17 protein-coding genes and 1 pseudogene are annotated in these 19,646 nt (G+C 67.3%); 8 read left to right on the top strand and 10 right to left on the bottom strand.

Annotation, left to right across the window (positions count from 1 at the left end; translation table 11 throughout):
• Nucleotides 1-39 precede the first annotated feature (39 nt).
• The 5 genes from AC2YG9_RS21510 to AC2YG9_RS21490 form a co-directional block, all read right to left on the bottom strand.
• Complete coding sequence (locus AC2YG9_RS21510; protein WP_487300048.1) at nucleotides 40-1,275, bottom strand: PAN domain-containing protein; 1,236 nt, start codon at nucleotides 1,273-1,275, stop codon at nucleotides 40-42.
• A gap of 99 nt (nucleotides 1,276-1,374) precedes the next feature.
• Complete coding sequence (locus tag AC2YG9_RS21505) at nucleotides 1,375-2,781, bottom strand: D-arabinono-1,4-lactone oxidase (RefSeq protein ID WP_487300047.1); 1,407 nt, start codon at nucleotides 2,779-2,781, stop codon at nucleotides 1,375-1,377.
• Complete coding sequence (locus AC2YG9_RS21500; RefSeq protein WP_487300046.1) at nucleotides 2,781-3,125, bottom strand: c-type cytochrome; 345 nt, start codon at nucleotides 3,123-3,125, stop codon at nucleotides 2,781-2,783. The genes AC2YG9_RS21505 and AC2YG9_RS21500 overlap by 1 nt, the downstream gene beginning before the upstream one ends.
• 430 nt (nucleotides 3,126-3,555) lie before the next feature.
• Entirely contained in the window at nucleotides 3,556-4,449 is an 894-nt protein-coding gene (gene folD, locus AC2YG9_RS21495; RefSeq protein ID WP_487300045.1) for a bifunctional methylenetetrahydrofolate dehydrogenase/methenyltetrahydrofolate cyclohydrolase FolD, read from the bottom strand.
• 55 nt (nucleotides 4,450-4,504) lie between these two features.
• Nucleotides 4,505-5,035, bottom strand: coding sequence for a hypothetical protein (locus AC2YG9_RS21490; protein WP_487300044.1), 531 nt, complete (start codon nucleotides 5,033-5,035; stop codon nucleotides 4,505-4,507).
• 152 nt (nucleotides 5,036-5,187) lie between these two features.
• On the opposite strand from AC2YG9_RS21490, the gene AC2YG9_RS21485 reads away from it, so the two are divergent.
• The 4 genes and pseudogenes from AC2YG9_RS21485 (at nucleotide 5,188) to ligD (ending at nucleotide 10,177) form a co-directional block, all read left to right on the top strand.
• A complete protein-coding gene (locus AC2YG9_RS21485) occupies nucleotides 5,188-6,369 on the top strand; it encodes a vWA domain-containing protein (RefSeq protein WP_487300043.1) in 1,182 nt (393 codons plus the stop codon).
• A gap of 71 nt (nucleotides 6,370-6,440) precedes the next feature.
• Nucleotides 6,441-7,316: a hypothetical protein gene (locus AC2YG9_RS21480; RefSeq protein ID WP_487300042.1), complete on the top strand. Its 876-nt coding sequence runs from the start codon at nucleotides 6,441-6,443 to the stop codon at nucleotides 7,314-7,316.
• Between the two features lie 18 nt (nucleotides 7,317-7,334).
• Nucleotides 7,335-7,453, top strand: a pseudogene (locus AC2YG9_RS21475) (hypothetical protein); the annotation flags it as partial.
• 51 nt (nucleotides 7,454-7,504) lie between these two features.
• The gene (gene ligD, locus AC2YG9_RS21470) at nucleotides 7,505-10,177 is read left to right on the top strand and encodes a DNA ligase D (RefSeq protein WP_487300041.1); all 2,673 of its coding nucleotides are present in this window, start codon (nucleotides 7,505-7,507) and stop codon (nucleotides 10,175-10,177) included.
• Here the strand turns inward: ligD and ku are convergent.
• Nucleotides 10,174-11,019 (bottom strand): non-homologous end joining protein Ku, encoded by an 846-nt coding sequence (ku, locus tag AC2YG9_RS21465; protein WP_487300040.1) that lies wholly within the window; start codon nucleotides 11,017-11,019, stop codon nucleotides 10,174-10,176. The two genes, ligD and ku, sit on opposite strands and share 4 nt — an antisense overlap.
• A gap of 57 nt (nucleotides 11,020-11,076) precedes the next feature.
• Nucleotides 11,077-13,473, bottom strand: a complete 2,397-nt coding sequence (locus tag AC2YG9_RS21460; RefSeq protein ID WP_487300039.1) for a TonB-dependent receptor — start codon at nucleotides 13,471-13,473, stop codon at nucleotides 11,077-11,079.
• A gap of 213 nt (nucleotides 13,474-13,686) precedes the next feature.
• On the opposite strand from AC2YG9_RS21460, the gene AC2YG9_RS21455 reads away from it, so the two are divergent.
• On the top strand, nucleotides 13,687-14,346 hold the full coding sequence (locus AC2YG9_RS21455; protein ID WP_487300038.1) for a TetR/AcrR family transcriptional regulator: 660 nt from the start codon (nucleotides 13,687-13,689) through the stop codon (nucleotides 14,344-14,346).
• A 53-nt stretch (nucleotides 14,347-14,399) separates the two neighbouring features.
• Nucleotides 14,400-14,870 (top strand): hypothetical protein, encoded by a 471-nt coding sequence (locus tag AC2YG9_RS21450; RefSeq protein WP_487300037.1) that lies wholly within the window; start codon nucleotides 14,400-14,402, stop codon nucleotides 14,868-14,870.
• A 37-nt stretch (nucleotides 14,871-14,907) separates the two neighbouring features.
• Here AC2YG9_RS21450 and AC2YG9_RS21445 read toward each other — a convergent pair whose 3' ends face one another.
• On the bottom strand, nucleotides 14,908-15,627 hold the full coding sequence (locus AC2YG9_RS21445) for a YrzE family protein (protein ID WP_487300036.1): 720 nt from the start codon (nucleotides 15,625-15,627) through the stop codon (nucleotides 14,908-14,910).
• A gap of 81 nt (nucleotides 15,628-15,708) precedes the next feature.
• On the bottom strand, nucleotides 15,709-16,497 hold the full coding sequence (locus tag AC2YG9_RS21440; RefSeq protein ID WP_487300035.1) for a Coq4 family protein: 789 nt from the start codon (nucleotides 16,495-16,497) through the stop codon (nucleotides 15,709-15,711).
• A gap of 86 nt (nucleotides 16,498-16,583) precedes the next feature.
• Here AC2YG9_RS21440 and AC2YG9_RS21435 point away from each other — a divergent pair, with 86 nt between their 5' ends.
• The gene (locus AC2YG9_RS21435; protein WP_487300034.1) at nucleotides 16,584-16,796 is read left to right on the top strand and encodes a ribbon-helix-helix domain-containing protein; all 213 of its coding nucleotides are present in this window, start codon (nucleotides 16,584-16,586) and stop codon (nucleotides 16,794-16,796) included.
• On the opposite strand, the gene AC2YG9_RS21430 is transcribed toward AC2YG9_RS21435, so the two are convergent.
• The gene (locus AC2YG9_RS21430) at nucleotides 16,774-17,001 is read right to left on the bottom strand and encodes a hypothetical protein (RefSeq protein WP_487300033.1); all 228 of its coding nucleotides are present in this window, start codon (nucleotides 16,999-17,001) and stop codon (nucleotides 16,774-16,776) included. The genes AC2YG9_RS21435 and AC2YG9_RS21430 overlap by 23 nt on opposite strands.
• 154 nt (nucleotides 17,002-17,155) lie before the next feature.
• Between AC2YG9_RS21430 and AC2YG9_RS21425 the strand changes: the two genes are divergently transcribed.
• Entirely contained in the window at nucleotides 17,156-19,483 is a 2,328-nt protein-coding gene (locus AC2YG9_RS21425) for a UvrD-helicase domain-containing protein (protein ID WP_487300032.1), read from the top strand.
• The last annotated feature ends 163 nt before the right edge of the window (nucleotides 19,484-19,646 follow it).

The following is a 19,646-nucleotide window of genomic DNA, read 5'->3' as shown; positions in this document are numbered from 1 at the left end:
GAAAAGGGCGGCAGGCGCCAGCGCCCACCGCCCTCCCCGCTACCTTCGCCGCGTGCCCTGGAAGCCGCCCCTGCGGTGCGGTTCTTCCTCGCAGTAGCCGAACACGCCGCTGAAGCCGCTTTCGGTAAACTCCAGCCGATAGCGGCCACGGTGCGAGCCGTCCGGGCACTGACCGCCGGAGCTGGTCTGGGTCCAGATGCCTTCCATGACGTTGCCGGTGATCTTGGTCGTTCTCATGGTCCCGTTGGCGTAGGGATAGCTGCCGCCGGCCGGGGTCAGGGTCATGACGCCGCCGCCGGTGTCGAACGTCCCGGTCATCCAGGCGGAATAGTCGCCGCCCTGGCCACCGCCGCCACCGCCAGCTCCGCCGCCGCCCCCTCCGCCGCCACCGTTGGTCCCGGTCGGACAGGGGATCATCTTCACCACGCCGTCGGGCTGGTTCTTGTGGAACAGGCTGAACTCGTGGATGTCGAGGTCGGCGTCCCGCTGGTTTTCCCGCGTGCGGACCAGCACATACATCGACGGATTGCCGGCATAACGGGCGTTGCCGATCGGCGAGGCGACATACTGGATCGAGCAGGCGTCGCCCCAGTTTGATCCGTAGGCCCGGTAGGCCCAGACGCCCCAGGCGCCGGAACCCGGGCCGCCGCCGCCCGCGCCCCCGCCGCCGCCTCCACCACCCGCGCCGCCGCCGGCGCCTTGCCGGGTCCCGGAGATGACGCCGTTGTGGAAGCTGGACCCGGGGATGCTGCCCTTCAGCCAGCACATGGCCTGCGGCCCCTGGCCGCCCGGCTTGACGAAGGTCCAGGACTGACAGTCGCCCCGCGCCAGGCAGGCCTGCTTGCACAGCGCCGGATTACCCGAGGCCAGGGCGAAGGAGGCGATGTCGCCGCCCCCCAGATTGACTCCAAGCAGCATGTCGCCCTCGACCTGGGCCCCGCCCGGGTAGGGCCCGCCACCGCTGTTCTTCGTGCCCGAGATCGCGTTCTGGTTCTGCACCCCGGCCGCCACCTGGCTCTTGAGCCAGCAGACGGCGTAGGGCCCCTGGACGCCCGGTTTGACAAAGGTCCAGGCCTGGCATTGCGGGGCCTGGTCGCAGGCCAGGCGGCAGAAGCCCGGATCAGGCGTCTGAAGGGCGTAGTTGTGATAGTCGCCGCCGGGCAGGTCGACGCCCAGACCCATCATGGTCTCGACATCGGCCCGGGCCGGCGACAGTCCCACGGCCAGCAGGCCGACCAACAGGCCAACGAGGCTCAACGACTTGAAGGATCCCATTGTCCCCTCCCGGGCGCGCGAACGGTGCGCGGCAGGCTAGGAACCGGCACGGGGAAGAACAACGCGAAGTGCGCTCAAAATGGGCGCCCACACCCCATTCTAGGCCAGGTCGAACAGGCCGGTCAGATAGGGGTTGAGCATCCGGCCCTTCGGATCGAGCTCGCGCCGCACCTCCAGAAAATCCTTCCAGTGCGGATACAGGCCGCTGAGCCGCTGGCCCTTGAGGCTGTGCAGCTTGCCCCAGTGTGGCCGCCCACCGGCCCGCTGGAAGATCGGCTCGATCAGGTCGAAGAAGAAGGCGTAGTCGTCCTTGTACCAGGCATGGACGGCGACCGAGCCGCGCGGGCCTCCAGCAAAGGGCGACAGCCAGGCGTCGTCGGCCGCGATCCTTCGCACCTCGATGGGGAAGAAGACGTCCTTGCGCTCCTTCTCGATGACCGCCTGAACCTCCTTCAGCGCCGCCAGCTGGGTCTCCGGCGGCAGGTGGTATTCCATCTCGTTGAAGCGGACCGGCCGTTCGGTCGAGAGCAGCTTCCAGCCCTCGTCGACCGCTGTCTCCGGTTCTGTCCCGCCCAACAGCATGCCGGCCACGCTCTTCCGCACCCCGCTCGACCAGCCGAAGGTGTTGCGCAGCATCTTCAGCGCCTCGAGGAAGGCGTCGTCCTGGCTCGGCGGCGGGGCGACGGCGGCCTCGTCCGTTTCTTCATGGGTGATGTTGGCGGCCAGGCCGGTGAAGGGGATGGCGTAGAATTCGAAGTTGCGGTGCGTCTTCCAGCGCTCTTCGGCCTTGGCGAGGGTTTCCTCGAACGGCTCGATCCAAACCCGGCGCCGCAGCCGGCGGTTGGCCGTGGTCCGCAGCTTGACCTGTGTAATGATCCCCAGCGCCCCGAGCGACACCCGGGCGGCGTTGAAGACCTCCGGGCGCCGGGCTGCATCGCATTCCATCATCTCGCCGTCGGCGGTAACCAGGGTCATCGCCGTCACGTCGCCGTGGATGGCCGGCAGGCTGATCCCAGTGCCATGCGTCGCCGTCGAGATGGCCCCGGCCACCGACTGCTTGTTGATGTCCGGCAGGTTGGCCATCGCCCGGCCCTTGGCGGCCAACGCCGGCCCCAGGGCGCCCAGCCGTGTGCCCGCTTTCACGACCGCCGTGTCGCCCTCCCAGCCGACCACGCCGGCGATGGCGTCCAGCGACACCAGTGTTCCGTTGGTCGCCGCCAGGGCGGTAAAGCTGTGCCCCGCCCCGACCGCCCGGATCGGCCCCGGAGCGGTCTTCAGCCCCGCCGCCAGTTCCCCCTCGTCCTTCGGCGCCAGCCGCTGCTCGGGATAGGCGTTCTGGATGCCGGACCAGTTGCGCCACAGCATCCGCCCCTGCGGGTTCACCGCATCGGGCGACGGCGGCTCCGGCTTGTCCCGGTTGGCGATCACCGCCGCCCCGCCGGTCGCCAGCACCGCGCCACCGACCCCGGCCGCGCCCAGAACAATCGCCTTGCGCCGCGTGACCATCATTTGGCTCCCGACATGAAGTGGATCAGCGCCTCATAGTCTTCCGCCGTACAGCCCGCGCACTGACCGCCGGCCGGCATCGCCTTGAAGCCCTGCACCGTATGCGCCACCAGCGTCGGCATCCCCTGCTTCATCCGCAGCGCCCAGGCGGCGACATCCCCGGACAACGGCGCGCCCGACGCCTTGATCGTGTGGCAGGTCTTGCAGGAGGTCTCGTACAGTCCCGCCAGTCGCGCGTCCGATGGCATCAACGCCGCCGACTCTTCCTGGGTGATTGGCTTGGCCTGAGGCGAACAGGCGCAAAGCGCAAGGCCCGCTACCGCGACTGCTAGAAGTCTGATCATGCCGTCCCCTGTTGAGCGCGTGAGTCCGCTCTTGAGCGAAGGTGACACCAGCGTCACCTATTTTGGCAAGCCTCGGTGGGCCACTGGTCCAAATCGGACGGCGCGGCCCAGGCAGAAGCAGAGAATAATGACGTTAATTCAACTGCTTAAGGAATATTTCTAGACATATTCATCTCAGTTCAGCGGCATTTTCGGCCACAAGTCCCGGTCCGCCCGCCCGCGTAGCGCTGTGTTGAGCCCAAGCCACCAACAATCACAGCGCCGATGTCAACGTCGGGCCTACGCCGGCGCCTACATTCCCGGACGCCGAAACAACGCCAAAGCCAACACCTGCTGGGCTTTTGCGCTCGGTCGCGCTCTTGGCCCCCAGCGCCCGCATTTTGTAGGCATCGGGGCGGCTCGGTATAATGGTCCGCCGCTTCGATAGCGGTCAGGCGATCCCGTGCAGCCGCTTGGCCGCCGTCAGAGTGTTCTGCAGCAGGCAGGCGATGGTCATCGGCCCCACCCCGCCCGGCACCGGCGTGATCCAGCCGGCCACCGCCTTGGCCTCCTCGAACGCCACGTCGCCGACCAGCCGGGTCTTGCCCTGCGCCGCCTTCTCCGGATCCTTCGAGGGGAGTCTGTTGATACCGACATCGATGACCGCCGCTCCCGGCTTGATCCAGTCGCCCCGCACCATCTCGGTCCGCCCGACCGCCGCCACCAGGATGTCCGCCTCACGGCACACCCCGGCCAGATCGACTGTCCGGCTATGAGCGATCGTCACCGTGCAGTCGGCCGCCAGCAGCAGCTGGGCCATCGGTTTGCCCATCAGGTTCGACCGCCCGATGACCACCGCCCGCTTGCCCTTAAGGTCGCCCAACGCGTCCTTGAGCAGCATCATGCAGCCGACCGGCGTACAGGATGTCAGGGCCGGCAGGCCGCTGGCCAGCCGCCCGGCGTTGGTCACGGTCAGCCCGTCGACATCCTTGTCCGGCGAAATCCGCGCCACGATCCGGTCCTGGCTGAGGTGCGGCGGCACAGGAAACTGCACCAGGATGCCGTGGATCTTCGGATCACTGTTCAACTGGTCGATCAGTCCGAACAGCTCGGCCTCGGTCACATCGGCGCTGAGCCGATGCGTCTCCGAGTACATCCCGGCGGCCGTCGTCTGCTCGCCCTTGTTGCGCACATAGACCTGACTGGCCGGATCCTCGCCAACCAGCACCACCGCCAATCCCGGCGTCAGCCCGTGCGAGGCTTTCAGCGCCGCCACCTCGACCGCCACCCGCTCGCGCACCCCGGCGCCGAAAGCCTTGCCGTCGATGATGGTCGCTTCGCTCATGGAGCCTCCGTCAGGTTGGCGTGGCCCTACCCCCAGTCGGCCGTTCTGGCAACGCTCAGCGCAGGGAGGTCAGAGCAACGGCCTGTTCGATCCCCCTCATGGCCGTGTAGGCATCCGAGCTGGAAACAAAGATCGAGAACCGGACGCTCGGCTCATCCAGAGCACAGATCGCCCCGCCGCTCAGGCTGGGCACATCGTCATAAGACCAGCACAGGAAGGTCCCCGCCTTGCCCGCCGTTTTCAGGATCTTGCGCTGAATACCCATCGAGGGATCGCCGATCATCGCCGACCGTTCCATGCGGGTCATCACCGTCTCGATGAACTTCTGTGGCGTGGTGTTGTTGGGCTGCAAGATGCTGTAGGCCAGTTGCAGCTTGGCCGGCTTGCCGTTGATCGTCAGGGTGCAATCGAAGACGTGGCTGCTCGAGCCATTGGCGCCATTCTGTACCGGGTGGGCCGTACAACCGGCAAAACTATCCGGGGCGACAATCGAACGGCCATTCCCCAGATCAACCGTTGCAGCGGCGGCTGCGGCGGGAAGGCCCAGCGCCAGGGCCAGGATAGAGGCGGCGGCAAATCGATGCATTGGCTTGGCTCCCTTAGATCGCAGCAGCCTGCCGCGCGGACGGGCCCGCCGCACCCTCTCAAAGGGGGTGTCATCGCGACCTTGCGTTACGCTGGACATGAGGCCCGCAAGCCCGCATCCTGCAACTTCAAACGACTGTTCGGACACCGCCCATGTTCATGACCTTCTTCTCGGAGCTGCGCCAGGCCAAGGTGCCGGTGACGCTCAAGGAGTACCTGGTGCTCATGGAGGCGCTCGACAAATCGGTCATCGACCGGTCCGTCGAGGAGTTCTACTTCCTGTCGCGCGCCGCCCTGGTGAAGGACGAGAAGAACCTCGACAAGTTCGACCGTGTCTTCAGCCACGTCTTCAAGGGCCTGGAGATGGTCGGCGACGGCGCCACCTCCGAAATCCCGGCCGAATGGCTGAAAGCCCTGACCGAGAAGTTCCTGACCGACGAGGAGAAGGCCGCCATCGAGGCCATGGGCGGCTTCGAGGAGCTGATGAAGACCCTGCAGGAGCGCCTCGAGGAACAGAAGAAGCGCCACGAGGGCGGCAACAAGATGATCGGCACCGGCGGCACCAGCCCCTTCGGCGCCAACGGCTACAACCCCGAAGGCGTCCGTATCGGCCAGGACAAGGGCCGCCATGGCCGCGCCGTGAAGGTCTGGGACAAGCGCGAGTACAAGAACCTCGACGACTCTGTCGAACTCGGCACCCGCAACATCAAGATCGCCCTGCGCCGCCTGCGCAAATTCGCCCGCGAGGGCGCCCCGGACGAGCTCGATCTCGACGGCACGATCAAGGGCACCAGCCGCAAGGGCTACCTCGACATCGTCATGCGGCCCGAGCGCCGCAACAAGATCAAGGTGCTGATCTTCTTCGACATCGGCGGCTCGATGGACAGCCACATCAAGCTCTGCGAGGAACTGTTCAGCGCCGCGCGCACCGAGTTCAAGAACCTCGAATTCTACTACTTCCACAACTGCCTTTACGAGAGCGTGTGGAAGGACAACCGCCGCCGCTCGACCGAAAAGACCAACACCTGGGACGTGCTCCACAAATTCCCGAGCGACTACAAGGTCATCTTCGTCGGCGACGCCACCATGAGCCCCTACGAGATCACCTATCCGGGCGGCAGCGTCGAACACTGGAACGAGGAACCGGGCGCCATCTGGATGGACCGGGTCACCCAGATCTATCACAGCTGCATCTGGCTCAACCCGACGCCGGAGCGCCACTGGGACTACACCCAGTCGATCGGAGTGATGAAACAGCTGGTCGGCGACCGCATGTTCCCGCTGACCATCGAAGGCCTCGACAAGGCGATGAAGGAGCTGGTGCGGGGTCACTGACCCGGCGCTTGCACGGCCAAACAAATCCCGCGATGGTCCCCGCCAGTCAAAAGTAGCGGGGGGCCTTCGTCGTGGACGCCAACACCATCACCATCATTTCCATTGTCGCCGGCCTGGCCGTCGGCGCTGTCGGCGGCTTCGTACTCGCCAGGGCCCTGAGCATGAAGGGCGCCCTGATGATCGCCGCCATGGCCGTCATCGGCGCCGGCGGCGGGGCTCTGGGCTGGTTCTTCGCCGACCATGACCTGGTGCCCAACCAGAAGTTCGCCCTGGCCCGCAAGGAGGCCGAGAAACTGCCCGAGGTGGCCACCCTCAAGAAGTACTACCCGGCCGACTACGCCAAGATGCAGAACGACATGGAGCTGGTGAAGGGCAAGCGCCTGGGCAGCACCGGCATCGCCCAGCTGGTCCATTCCAACGCCCGCACTGTTCTGAGCCGCGAGATGAAGAAGGCCACCGACGAGAACCTCATCACCCTGATGAAGATCCGCCGCGACAAGGCCGAGGCGCTGGGCAAGGTCAACGTCGGGTACTGCTACGACTTCACCCGCGGGGCCCGCCTGGCGTTCGATCCGGACACCGTGGTCAGCGCTGATCTGGTCAAGCGCGAGCGTGACGCCACCGCCGCCATTCTCGAGCAGGTCGCAACCAACCCGGTGAAGGATGCCGCCGGCGCCAACCTCAACCCCGAGGACGGCGGCAAGCTCGTCGACCTCTGGTACGACGTGCAGATGAAGAACCAGATCGGCGACCAGGCCCTGGCCGGCTTCGACGCGGAGGACGCCAAGGTCGTTCGCCAGCTGACCGGCCGCAACATCTCGGTCAGCGATCCCAAGCGCCAGGGCCTGCTCTGCCGCTACAACATCGCCCTCCTCGACGCGACCCTGAAGCTGCCCCCGGCCAAGGCCGCCGCGGTCGGCCGCCTGAACGTCGGCAAGGGGTTGTAACACCCCACCAACCTCCGTCATCCCGGCCGTAGCGCAGCGAAGAGCCGGGACCCAGGGGGTGCGTGAACTGGCTGCTTCGACCGTGCCTGCGCCGGCCCCTGGGTCCCAGATCGGCTCTACGAGCCGTCCGGGATGACGGAAGTTGGGGTGGATTGAAGCCAAGCGCATGCCGTGTGCGTTGTCCCGCCATGGCCAAGCGGGACCTCAAGACCTACGACTCCATGCGCGACTTCGGCGTCACCGCCGAGCCAAGCAGCCAAGCGGCCGTCAAGCCGTCGCAAGCCCTGCGCTTCGTCATCCAGAAGCACGCCGCCACCCGCCTGCACTACGATCTGCGGCTGGAGTGGGAGGGCGTCTTCCTGTCCTGGGCGGTGACACGCGGTCCTTCGCTCGACCCGGCTGACAAGCGCCTGGCCGTCGAGGTCGAGGATCATCCCCTGGCCTATGGCGACTTCGAGGGGACCATCCCCAAGGGCCAGTACGGCGGCGGGACGGTCATGCTCTGGGATCGAGGCTACTGGGCGCCGGAGCCCGGGTTCGATGTCGCCAAGGGGCTCAAGAAAGGTGAGCTGAAGGTCGTCTTCGCCGGCGAACGGGTAAAGGGCGGCTACGTCCTGGTCCGGCTGCGCGGAGACAAGTTCGGCGGCAAGCGCACCAACTGGCTGCTGATCAAGCACCGCGACGAGTATGTCAAAGACGGCGACGGCGAGGGTATCCTCAAGCGCAACACGACCTCCATCGCCTCCGGGCGCAGCATGGAAGACATCGCCGCCGGCAAGGGCAAACGTCCCACCGCCTTCATGACCAGGACAGCGCCGAAGGCCGACGCCGTCTGGCGCTCCGGCGACCCTGAGGCGACCGGCGAAGCCGCCGCCAGACAGGCGGTTGCGCCGGCCGCCAAGGCGGCGCGACCCAAAACCTCAAAAGTGAAAGGCAAGGCGCTGAAATCCCTGCCCGAATTCGTTGAACCTCAACTCTGCAAGCTGGTCGACCGGCCGCCGGTCGGGGCTAACTTCGGCCACGAGATCAAGTTCGACGGCTACCGCATGCAGCTGCGCGTCGCCGGAGGCAAGGCGACCCTGCGGACCCGCAAGGGCCTCGACTGGACCCACAAGTTCGCCGCCATCGCCAGGGACGGCGCCGCCCTGCCCGACGGCATCCTCGACGGCGAGATCTGCGCCCTCGACGACAACGGCTCGCCCAGCTTCGCCGGCCTGCAGGCGGCCCTGTCGGACGGCAAGACCGACAATCTGATCTTCTTCGCCTTCGACCTGTTGGCGGAAGGCGGCGAGGATTTGCGTCCCCTCCCCCTCGCCGACCGGAAGGCGCGGTTGCAGGCCCTGATCGGCGAAGGCACGCCGCGCCTGCGCTACGTCGAACACTTCACCCAGGCCGGCGAGGCGGTGCTCAGCTCCGCCTGCCGGATGGATCTGGAAGGCATCATCTCCAAGGACCTCAAGGCCCCGTATGAATCCGGCCGCTCGACGACCTGGAACAAGTCCAAGTGCAGGGCCGGCCATGAGGTCGTCATCGGCGGCTGGACCCAGACCGGCAGCGCCTTCCGCTCGCTGATCGCCGGGGTTTTCAAGGACGGCAAGCTGGTCCACGTCGGCCGCATCGGCACGGGCTTCGGCAAGGACAAGGTCGCCAAACTGCTGCCGAAGCTAAAGGCCCTGGAGATCGACAAGTCGCCTTTCAGCGACAAGGAGCCCAAGGGCCGCGGCGGGACCAAGGCCGGCGACTCCCACTGGGTCAAGCCGCAGTTGGTCGCCGAAATCGAGTACGCCGGCCTGACCGGCGACGGCAACATCCGCCAAGCCGCCTTCAAGGGCCTGCGCGAGGACAAGCCGGCGAAGGAGGTGGAAGCCGAGGTCGCGCCCGCCTCCACGGAGTTGGCCGAGCCCAACCCGGCCGTGGTCAAGTCAAAGCCCGTCACCGTCAGACCCGCCAATTCCGCCGAGGTCCTCGGGGTGCGCCTGTCCAGCGCCGACAAACCCCTATGGCCGGATGGCGGCGACGGCTCGCCCATCACCAAGCTGGAACTGGCCCGGTACTACGAAGCCGTCGCCGGCTGGATGATGCCCCACATCAAGGGCCGCCCCTGTTCGATCATCCGCACGCCCGAGGGCATCGAGGGCGAGAAGTTCTTTCAACGCCACCTGATGAAAGGGGCGTCTAACCTGCTGACCGAAACGATCGTCAGCGGCGACCGCAAGGGCTACCTGCAGATCGATCGCCCTGAGGCCCTGATCGCCGTGGCCCAGACCAGCGCCACCGAACTGCACCCCTGGAACTGCCAACCCTTCGCGCCCGACAGCCCCGGCCGCCTGGTCTTCGACCTCGACCCGGCCCCGGGCGTCACCTTCGAGGATGTCATCGAAGCGGCCCGCGAGGTCCGCGACCGGCTGGAGGACCTGGGCCTGGTCAGCTTCGCCAAGACCACCGGCGGCAAGGGCCTGCACGTCGTCACGCCGCTGGCCAAATCGAAGATCGACTGGCCAACCGCCAAGGCCTTCGCCCGCGAAGTCTGCGCCCGCATGGCCGCCGACAACCCCGACCGCTACCTGATCACCATGAGCAAGGCCCAGCGCGAAGGCCGCATCTTCCTCGACTACCTGCGCAACGACCGGATGAGCACCGCCGTCGCGCCACTGTCGCCGAGAGCCCGGCCGGGGGCGACGGTGTCAATGCCGCTGACCTGGACACAGGTGAAGAAGGGGCTGGACCCGGCGAAATACACCATCCGCACCGCGCCAAAGCTGGTGAAGAGCATGAGCGCCTGGGAAGACTATTGCGACAGCGAACGCCCGCTGGCGGCGGCGATCAAGCGGCTCGAGCGCGGGGCGAAGGCGGCGGCCTAAGCCCGCTTCTTGGCCGGCGCCTTGGCTGGGGCCTTCTTCGCCGCAGCCTTGGCCGGCGCGGCCTTCCCCTTCGCCTCGAGGCTCTTCTTCAGCGCCGCCATCAGATCCACCACATTGGTGTCTTCCGGCTCCTCGGCCTTCACGGTCCTGCCCTTGCCCTTCTTTTTCTCGGCGATCAGGTCGCGCAGGGCGTCCTCGTAGCGGTCATTGAATTTGGAGGGATCGAACGGACCCTCCTTCTGTTCGATGATCTTCTCGGCGATGGCGACCATCTCCTTGTCGCCCTTGTGGGCCGGGATGTCGTCGAAGTAGTCCGCGACGTCCCGCACCTCCTTGTTCGAGCGCAGCGACCAGGCGATCAGCCCCTTGCCGCGCGGCTCGATGCCCAGCAGTCGCTCGCGCTGGTGCATCACCAGCCGGGCCAGGGCCACCTTCTTGGTCTTGCCCATGGCGTCACGGATGACGCTGAACGCATCCAGCGCCAACTTGCCGTCCGGCACCAGGTAATAGGGATTGTCCCAGTACAGCCGGTCGATATCGGCGGCGTCGACGAACCGCTCGATGTCGATGGTCCGCGTGCTTTCCAGCCGCACCGCGTCGATCTCGTCCTGGGTGACGACGATGTAGCTGTCCTTTTCGTACTCGTAGCCCTTGACCAGGTCCTTGCGTTCGACCGGCCCCTTTTCGGGGTCAGTCGGGATCATCCGGATGCGGTTGTGGGTGTCCTTGTGCAGCAGGTTGAAGTGCACCTCGCCGCTGGCCTGGGTCGCCGTGTAGAGGGCCACGGGACAGGTGACGAGCGACAGGCGCAGGTGGCCTTGCCAGGTGGGGCGGGCAGCCATGAAAGGATCTCCGATTCGCGGAGTCCAACGCCCGCCCCTGCCTGGGGTTGCGAAAGCCTAGTACCGGGCCCGCAGCGTCAGGCTGACCGTGCGGTCCTCGCCGGGCGTGCCGACGATCAGGCCGCTGTTGCCCGAGACGATGGTGATGTTCTGCACATACTCCTCGTCGAAGGCGTTCTTCAGCAGCAGGAAGGCCTCCCAGCCGCTGTCCGACTTGAAGCCGGCCCGCAGGTTGACCAGCTCATAGGCCGGCAGGCGCGAATACTTCGACACCGCCGCATCGGCGAAATAGGCCGAGCGGAAGCTGGCGTCGGCGCCTAGGTAGGCCTCGCCGACGAACTTGCCGACCGTGACCTCCTGGCGGTACTCAGCCCCGAACGAGCCCGCCCACTTCGACACCCCCGGCAGCTCCTTGCCCGACAGGTCGCAGGCCGCCGTCGCCGTGCCGATCCGCTCCAGCGGGCAGGGCCCGTTCTCGAAGCTGTCGTACTGGCCGTCGGTGTAGGCGAGGTTGCCGTAGAAGGTGAAGCCGCCGATCGAGCGGGTGTTGAAGTCGACCTCCACCCCCTTGAGGGTCACCTTCTCGGCGTTGGCCAGATAGCCGCGCAGGGCGCCCGGGCCGGTGTCGACGACGTTGGCCTGGAAGTTCTCGACGTCGGTGGCGAACACCGCGGCGTTGAACACCAGCAGGTTGTCGAACAGCTGGGTCTTGAGGCCGACCTCATAGGTCGTCACCTCCTCCGGCTTGACCACGGCGCTGGTCAGCGACGGCGTGCCGGCCGCCGTGTTTGGAATGCCGGACATGTTGATGCCGCCCGATTTGAAGCCCTGCGACCAGGTCCCGTAGACATGGATGTCGTCGGTGAAGTCGTAGGACACCGCGATCTGGCCCGACCACGACCCATCGCTGGTGTCGGCCGCATAGGCCTGGGGCCGGGCGATGCCGAGGCGGCGGTTGATCAGGGTGGTATCGGCCGTCACCAGCCCGCCGGCGACGGTGGCGACATAGACCCCCTCCTTGTCCTCCTGGGTGTAGCGGATGCCAGGCGTGATGCTCAGCTTGTCGGTGATGTTCCAGGTCAGCTGGCCGAAGGCGGCGTAGGAGGTGGTGTCGATGCTGGAGTTGTTGAACACCGTATAGCCGTCCAGCAGCGCCGGCGGAGTCACAGTCCCGGGCAGCAGCCAGTAGGTCGCGTCGGCGCCGTACTCGGTCACCCCGGCCGTCGTGATGTTCTGGTCGTAGTAGTAGAGGCCGACGGTCCAATCGAGCGTGTTGGCTCCGTTCGAGGCCAGCCGGATCTCCAGGCTGTCCTGCTTCTGGTGGCTGGGGTTGGCCGACTGGCGGGTCACGTCCAGCGCGGTGTAGTCACGGTCGTTGCGCGGCTCCCAGTCCCACTCCCGGTGGGCGCCGATGGCGGTCAGGGTGGCGAAGCCGAAGTCGTAGTCGGCGGTCAGGGCAAGGCCGCTCAGCCACTGGTCGGCCTGGATGTTGCTGTCCACATCGGCCTTGCGGTCGAAGATGTTGGTGCTCGGCGGCGCATAGCCCTTGCCGGCGGCCAGGGCCGGGTATTGCTGGTTGGCGGGCTTCAAGGTCGGACCGTACTTGTAGAACAGCTGGGTGCAGCATTCCGGCTGCTGGCTGGTGTAGTCGGCGGCGAAGCGGACCAGCAGCTTGTCGGTGGCCTGCCAGTAGATCTGGCCGCGCACGGTCTCGCTCTCGCGGGCGTTCTGGTCCTGCTTCCGGACGGTGTTGTAGATGTCGCCATCGCGATAGGTGGCCACCGCCGACAGCCGCACGGCCAGCACGTCCTTGACGATGGGAACGCTGACGCTCGCCTTGGCCTGGCGGAAGTCATAGCTGCCGTAGCTGCCCTCGACCCGCGCCTGGAATTCCTGGGTGTCGGCGTCCTCGGTGACGATGTTCAGGGCGCCGGCCGTGGTGTTCTTGCCGAACAGGGTGCCCTGCGGCCCGCGCAGCACCTCGACCCGCTCGATGTCGATGAAGTCCGACAGGGCCGCGCCCGGCCGGCTGTTGTAGACCCCGTCGATATAGATGCCCACGCCCTGCTCCAGCCCGTCATTGGCCAGGCCGTAGCTGGCCCCAAGTCCCCGGATGGTCAGGTTGGTGTTGCGGCCGTTCGGCGACAGCACCTGCAGGGTCGGGACCAGCTGGGTCAGCTGGCTGACGTTACCGACACCCGCCTGCTCGAGCTTGACGCCGCTGGTCACCTGCAGGGCGATCGGCACGTCCTGGGCGCTTTCCTCGCGGCGGCGGGCGGTGACGATCAGGGTGTCGACGGTGCTCTCTCCCTGGTCGGCCTCCACACCGGCGGCGGCCGCGCCCTCCTCGGCCGGGGCCGTGACCTCTGCGGCAAAGGCGGCGGGCGCGGCCAGAAGGCAGGCGGCGCCGGTCAGCAGCAGAAGTTTACGCGACAGGCGATTGGATGCGGCCATGACGAATATCCCCGGTGGACGCGTTAGCCCCCATGGCGTCGCGTCCGACCTGACATCGTCCTTATTCCTACTATGGCGATAGAATTAGACAGTTTTTCTGAAGGCGCTTTCACCCGGCCCGGCCCCGGCGTTTAGAACGCCCGTTTTATCGCCCTTGCCTAATTCCCCCACGCCCGTAATGCTCCGCTTCCGGAAGGGAAGGGTTGGGACACAGTGAGTCAGATTGAAAACGGTGCGCCCGAAGGGGCCGGCGAAGCCGAAGCGGCCACCAAACAGCTGGTCTTCAACGCCGCCGAGCGGCTGTTCGCCCTCAACGGTTTCCAGAACGTCTCGGTGCGTGACATCACCGCCGAGGCCGGCGTCAACCTGGCCAGCGTCAACTACCACTTCGGGTCCAAGGACAGCCTGCTGTTCGAAATCTTCCGTCGGCGCACCACCGAGCTGAACCGCGAACGCGCCCGTCTGCTGCACGAGGTCTCGGACGCCCACGGCGGCAGCCCGCCTGTGCGCGAGATCCTCACCGCCCTGATCGCCCCGCCCCTGCGCTGGCTCGATCCGGCCAACGACCGCCGCATCTCCCTGCAGTTCCTGATCCGCGCCCGCAGCGAGGGCGCCGCCGAGATCAAGGAAGTGTTGTCGACCGACGTTTCCCACCTGCGCCGCTTCAGCGACGCCCTGCTCGCCGCCCGGCCCGACCTGGCGCCGGAGGAGGTCTACTGGCGGCTGCATTTCGTGCTCGGCATGATCCACCAGAACCGCTTCATGGAACTGGACCGCCTGCACGTCCTGTCGGAGGGCCTCACCCGCGAGGACGACATCGCCGCCCTGCAGCGCCGTATGGTCAACTTCGCCGCCGCCGGCTTCGACGGCTAGACGCCCCCTTTTCCAGCCATGGACTTAGCGCCCGGACAGGGCATGATCGCCACATGACCCCGCGCCCTCTCCTGCTCGCCCTGCCCCTGTTCATCGCCGCCCAGCCGGCCGCCGCGTTGGAGCCGGACCTCGCCAGGTCCCAGGCCTTCATCGAATGCCGGATCGCCTGGGACGGCTCGGCCGCCCCGCTGCCGGATGTCGCGCGGGAGAAGAAGCCGACCGGCCAGTTCATCCACTACCTGCCGCCCGCCGGGGTAACGGCCTACGGCCTCGATCCCGAGATGATCTATACGGTCGTCGAACCCAGCGGGACCCGCAACCGAAACGCCGTGGTGCGCGGCAAGGTGGGGGAGATCGCGGAGACCATCCGCGTGGCGGTCGGGGCCGAGCCGCTCGATGTGGAGCCGAAGTTCGGCTCCAAGATCGTTCACAACCAGAAGGCGCCCGCCGGGGCGCCGCGCCAGATCTGGGTGATCGACGAGGGCGACGGCCTGGTCAGCATCAGCTGCCAGGACGCTCCCTGAGGGTCCGGCGGCCGGCTTCCGCCAGCCGCCGTCCCGGTCAGATCGTCGGCGTCGTCGAATGCGGCGCCGTGTGCGGCGTCGTATGCAGGTGCGGGTCCGTGCCGACCACGGTGGTCGGGGTCTCGGTCACATGCGCCCGGGTCTCCCAGGCGTGCCTGCGCGCGCCGTAGCGGCCGCCGAAGACCGCCGCGATGGCGCCCAGCAGCATGGCGATGAAGGCCCACAGGGCGACCGTCGCCGTCGAGTCGGCGGCGGCGTTGGCTTCCGGCTGCGCGGCTGGCGGGATGGCGGCGGCGCTGTCGGGCAGGTCGCCGGCCAGCGGCTCGCGATCAAGGACGTTGACCTCTTGCACGCCGTTGTTCGACAGCCCGTCGATCATCGAATTGACCCCGCCCACGGCGCTGGAGCCGGCCAGGAACAGGGCGATGATGAAGGCCAGGGCCCAGACGGCCAGTCCGTGCAGGTAGCCCTTGTGGTGATCGGTGTACTTGGCGACCCGGCTGGCCACGAAGCCGCCGACGAACAGCGCCAGCGCATTGGCAATGGCGATCCAGGCGCCGGCCCCGGCGCTGAACGCCTTGGCCTCGCCGGTGGTCAGGTCATAGGGGTTGATCGAGGCGGCGCCGAGCGCGACGCCCAGCAGGTTGAGCATCGCCCCGACGGCGATGGCCACCACCGCGCCGGCAAACACCGCCGGCCAGGAGATGAGGGTGTGTAACGGATGCGGCTCTCGCGCCGTCGGCTGAATTACAGACATGGTTGGCCTCCCATTGCGGCGCGGGGACGCGCCTGTGGGAGGCCTAACGCGGCAGGGCCCCGATCGTTCGGTGCCGCAGGATCAGTGGGTCGTCGCCGGCTCGAAGGCCCCGTCGCGGTATTCCGGCGGGATCGAGAGGTAGATCGTCGGCAGCTTGATGCCGAGCCGCGCCCGCGCCGCCTCCAGGTCCTCCGCGAACAGCGCCGGGTAGTCGACCTCGGGCAGCCAGGCGGCGGCCTTGCCGTTGGCGAACGCCTGCTTGATCGCCGCCTTGTAGGGCTGGCCGTTCTTCGCCGAACTCATCTTGTTCCCCGCCGCGAAGGCGATGACCCGGAAGCCCAGGCTGCGCGTCTGCTCGTAGGAGAAGGCCACCAGGCAGGCCTCGCCCAGCGCATCGGTGCGATAGCCGGTCAGCACATGCCAGATGTCGTGCACGTCGCGCAGGCGGCGGCCGTACCAGGTCAGCGGATGCGCCGCCTCGACCTGGCTGTCCCGGGTCTGCTCGCTGATTTCCTTCAGGCCATCGGCCGTGAAACCGCGTTCGTCCATATGGGCCAGGTAGGCGGCCCCGACCGTGCCGGGCGCGAAGCTCTCCAGCCAGGCGCGATCCATCAGCCGGTCGTTCAGCTCGTCGCGCTCATAGGCGATACGGCCCCCGCGCGGCGTCTTCATCAGCCGGGCATAGCCCTTGGAGATGGCGTTGCCCGACAGGGCCCGCATCAGGTCGAACACCGCAGCGGTGTCCTCCTTGTCGGCCATCAGCCTGCGAACGGCCTTGAGGGCGCGAACCGGCTGCAGCCGTATCGTCTCGCCCTTGCGGAACTCGACTTCAGGGCGCGCGGAAGCGACGATGGGGGTCATGGCGTTCATGGTCGGAAACTCTGGGGAGAGAGGTTTCGGCAGTATGTGGGCGTTAGCTACTATGTGAACACTGCTTAGATGGCAAGGGGGCCAGATTGCCGCGTCTGCAAAAACGATCGGTGTCACTAACGGGACACGCCACTTCGCTGGCGCTGGAGCCCGAGTTCTGGGCGGTTCTCGACGCCGCCGCCGCCGCCGAGGGGCTGAGCACGGCCGCCCTCATCGTCCGCATTGACGCGGGCCGGGGCGAGCGGCCGCTGGCCTCGGCGTGCCGCGTCTACGCCCTTAGCCGGGCTTCGCGGGACTAGGCAGCGGCAGCGGTTCGGGATTGGGCGTCGCCGGCAGCTTCGGGGCCTTGGGCAGCTGCACATCGAGGTTCATCGCCTGGTTGGCCAGGTTGGGCGTATTGCCGCTGAACACCGCCCAGCCGATCAGCAAGGCGAGAATGAACACCGCCCCCAGCAGGAACCCCCAGAACGTGCCGCCGCGATGAGGTGAATGGGCATGAGCCATGGCTTGCTCCTCCGTGACGGGTAAACGGCCCAACCCAGACCGCCGTTCCGCCAGGCGGCGCAGCGCACCCATCCAACTCTCCCCCCGCAAGCGGGCGGAGAGTTTCTGCGCCGTCGCCCTCCTCCCGGCGCTTTGTGCTACATACGTTCCCCTGATGTCTGAATCGCTGACCCCCAAAATCTCCGACCTCGCCCGCGCCGACCGCGTCTCGGGCCAGCCCGACTATCTGGACGGCCTCAACCCCGAACAGCGTCAGGCCGTCGAGGCCACCGAAGGCCCGGTCCTCGTTCTCGCCGGGGCCGGCACCGGCAAGACGCGCGTGCTGACCACCCGCCTGGCCCACATCCTGGCCACCGGCCGCGCCCGGCCGTGGGAACTGCTGGCCGTCACCTTCACCAACAAGGCCGCCCGCGAGATGCGCGAGCGCATCGCCGCCATCATCGGCCCCAGCGCCGAGGGCCTGCGCTGGCTCGGCACCTTCCACAGCGTCGCCGCCCAGATCCTGCGCCGCCACGCCGACCTCGTCGGCCTGAAATCCAGCTACACCATCCTCGACACCGACGATCAGGAACGGCTGATCAAACAGGTCATCGAGGCCGCCAACATCGACGCCAAGCGCTGGACGCCCAAGACCCTGGCCGGCCTCGTCGACCACTGGAAGAACCGCGGCTGGACGCCCGAAAACCTGCCCAGCCCGGAAAACAGCGCCTTCGCCAACAACCGCGGCCAGGAGCTCTACGCCGCCTACCAGGCCCGCCTGCGCACGCTCAACGCCTGCGACTTCGGCGACCTGCTGCTGCACAACATCACCATCTTCCAGAAGCACCCGGACGTGCTGGCCGAATACCACGACAGGTTCCGCTACATCCTCGTCGACGAGTACCAGGACACCAACGTCGCCCAGTACCTGTGGCTCCGGCTGCTCGGCCAGGCCCGCCAGAACGTCTGCTGCGTCGGCGACGACGACCAGTCGATCTACGGCTGGCGCGGGGCCGAGGTCGACAACATCCTGCGCTTCGAGCGCGACTTCCCCGGCGCCGCCGTCATCCGGCTGGAGCGCAACTACCGCTCGACCAGCAACATCCTGGCCGCCGCCAGCGGCCTGATCGCCGAGAACAAGGGTCGCCTGGGCAAAACCCTGTGGACCGAGGACCAGCCCGGCGAAAAGGTCATGGTCCGCGGCGTCTGGGACGGCGAGGCCGAGAGCCGCCTGATCGCCGAGGAGATCGAGCGCTGGAAGAAGTCCGGCCGCCGCTACAAGGATGTCGCCATCCTGGTCCGCGCCTCCTTCCAGATGCGCGCCTTCGAAGAGCGCTTCGTCATGCTGGCCATCCCCTACAAGGTGATCGGCGGCCCCCGCTTCTTCGAGCGCGCCGAGATCCGCGACGCCCACGCCTACCTGCGCCTGATCCAGTCGCCCGACGACGACCTGGCCTTCGAGCGCATCGTCAACGTGCCCAAGCGCGGCATCGGCGACACCAGCGTCCAGAAGATCCTCACCCTCGCCCGCCACCATGGGATCAGCGCCATCGACGCCAGCCGGGGCCTGGTCAACACCGACGAACTGGTCGGCAAGACCCGCACCGCCCTCGCCGCTTTCGTCCGCGACATCGACCGCTGGACCGCCCAGCTGCAGTCCGGCCAGACCGACCACGTCCGCCTGACCGAGACCATCCTGGAGGAGAGCGGCTACACCGACGCCCTGCGCCTCGACAAGGGCCCGACCAGCCAGACCCGGCTGGAAAACCTCAAGGAGCTGGTCCAGTCGATGGGCCAGTTCGACGCCCTCGGCGACTATCTCGAGCACGTCTCCCTGGTCATGGACCTCGACCGCGGCGGCAGCGACGACAGCGTCCAGATCATGACCCTGCACAGCGCCAAGGGCCTGGAGTTCCCCCTGGTCTTCCTGCCCGGCTGGGAGGAAGGCGTCTTCCCCAGCCAGCGCAGCATGGACGAGAAGGGCGACAAGGGCCTGGAGGAGGAGCGGCGCCTCGCCTACGTCGGCATCACCCGCGCCCGCGAACAGGCCCGCATCAGCTTCGCCGCCAACCGCCAGGTCTACGGCCGCTGGACCAGCCAGCTCCCCAGCCGTTTCGTCGACGAACTGCCGCCCGAGACGGTCGATGCCGCGTCCGAGACCGGCTACTACGGCGGCGGCCCCGGCATGAGCCAGCCCACCACCAGCCGCTGGGACGCCGACTCCAGCTTCGGCCAGGGCTACACCAGCCCCGGCTGGAAACGCGCCCAGTCGCGAAACTACCAGGGCGGCCACCCCGGCCGCCAACAGGTCATCGAAGGCGAAGGCCGCCTGGTGGCGGTGTCATCCCCGGAAAAGGAGAGCGCCTACGCCCGGGGCGACCGGGTGTTCCACATCAAGTTCGGCTACGGCGCGGTGGTGGCCGTGGAGGGGAACAAGCTGACGGTGGCGTTCGAACAGGCGGGCGAGAAGAAGGTGATCGACTCGTTTGTTGAGCGGGGATGATCGCAAAGGGCAGCGCTGAGCCTCCGATGCCTACCCATCCTGAGGATTCTGGCCCGGTTCCTACCCTCACTCTGTGGCTGCGACATTTTGCGCCCGCCCGAGACGGCCATTTCAGATTTCCATTAACCGCATTTCCGTCCGGCGGCCGCACTGTCCACGGCCA

The organism is Caulobacter sp. SRI_014 (assembly GCF_057586315.1).
The sequence above is the reverse complement of the archived record's forward strand: the minus strand, read 5'-3'. Positions and strand labels throughout refer to the sequence as shown.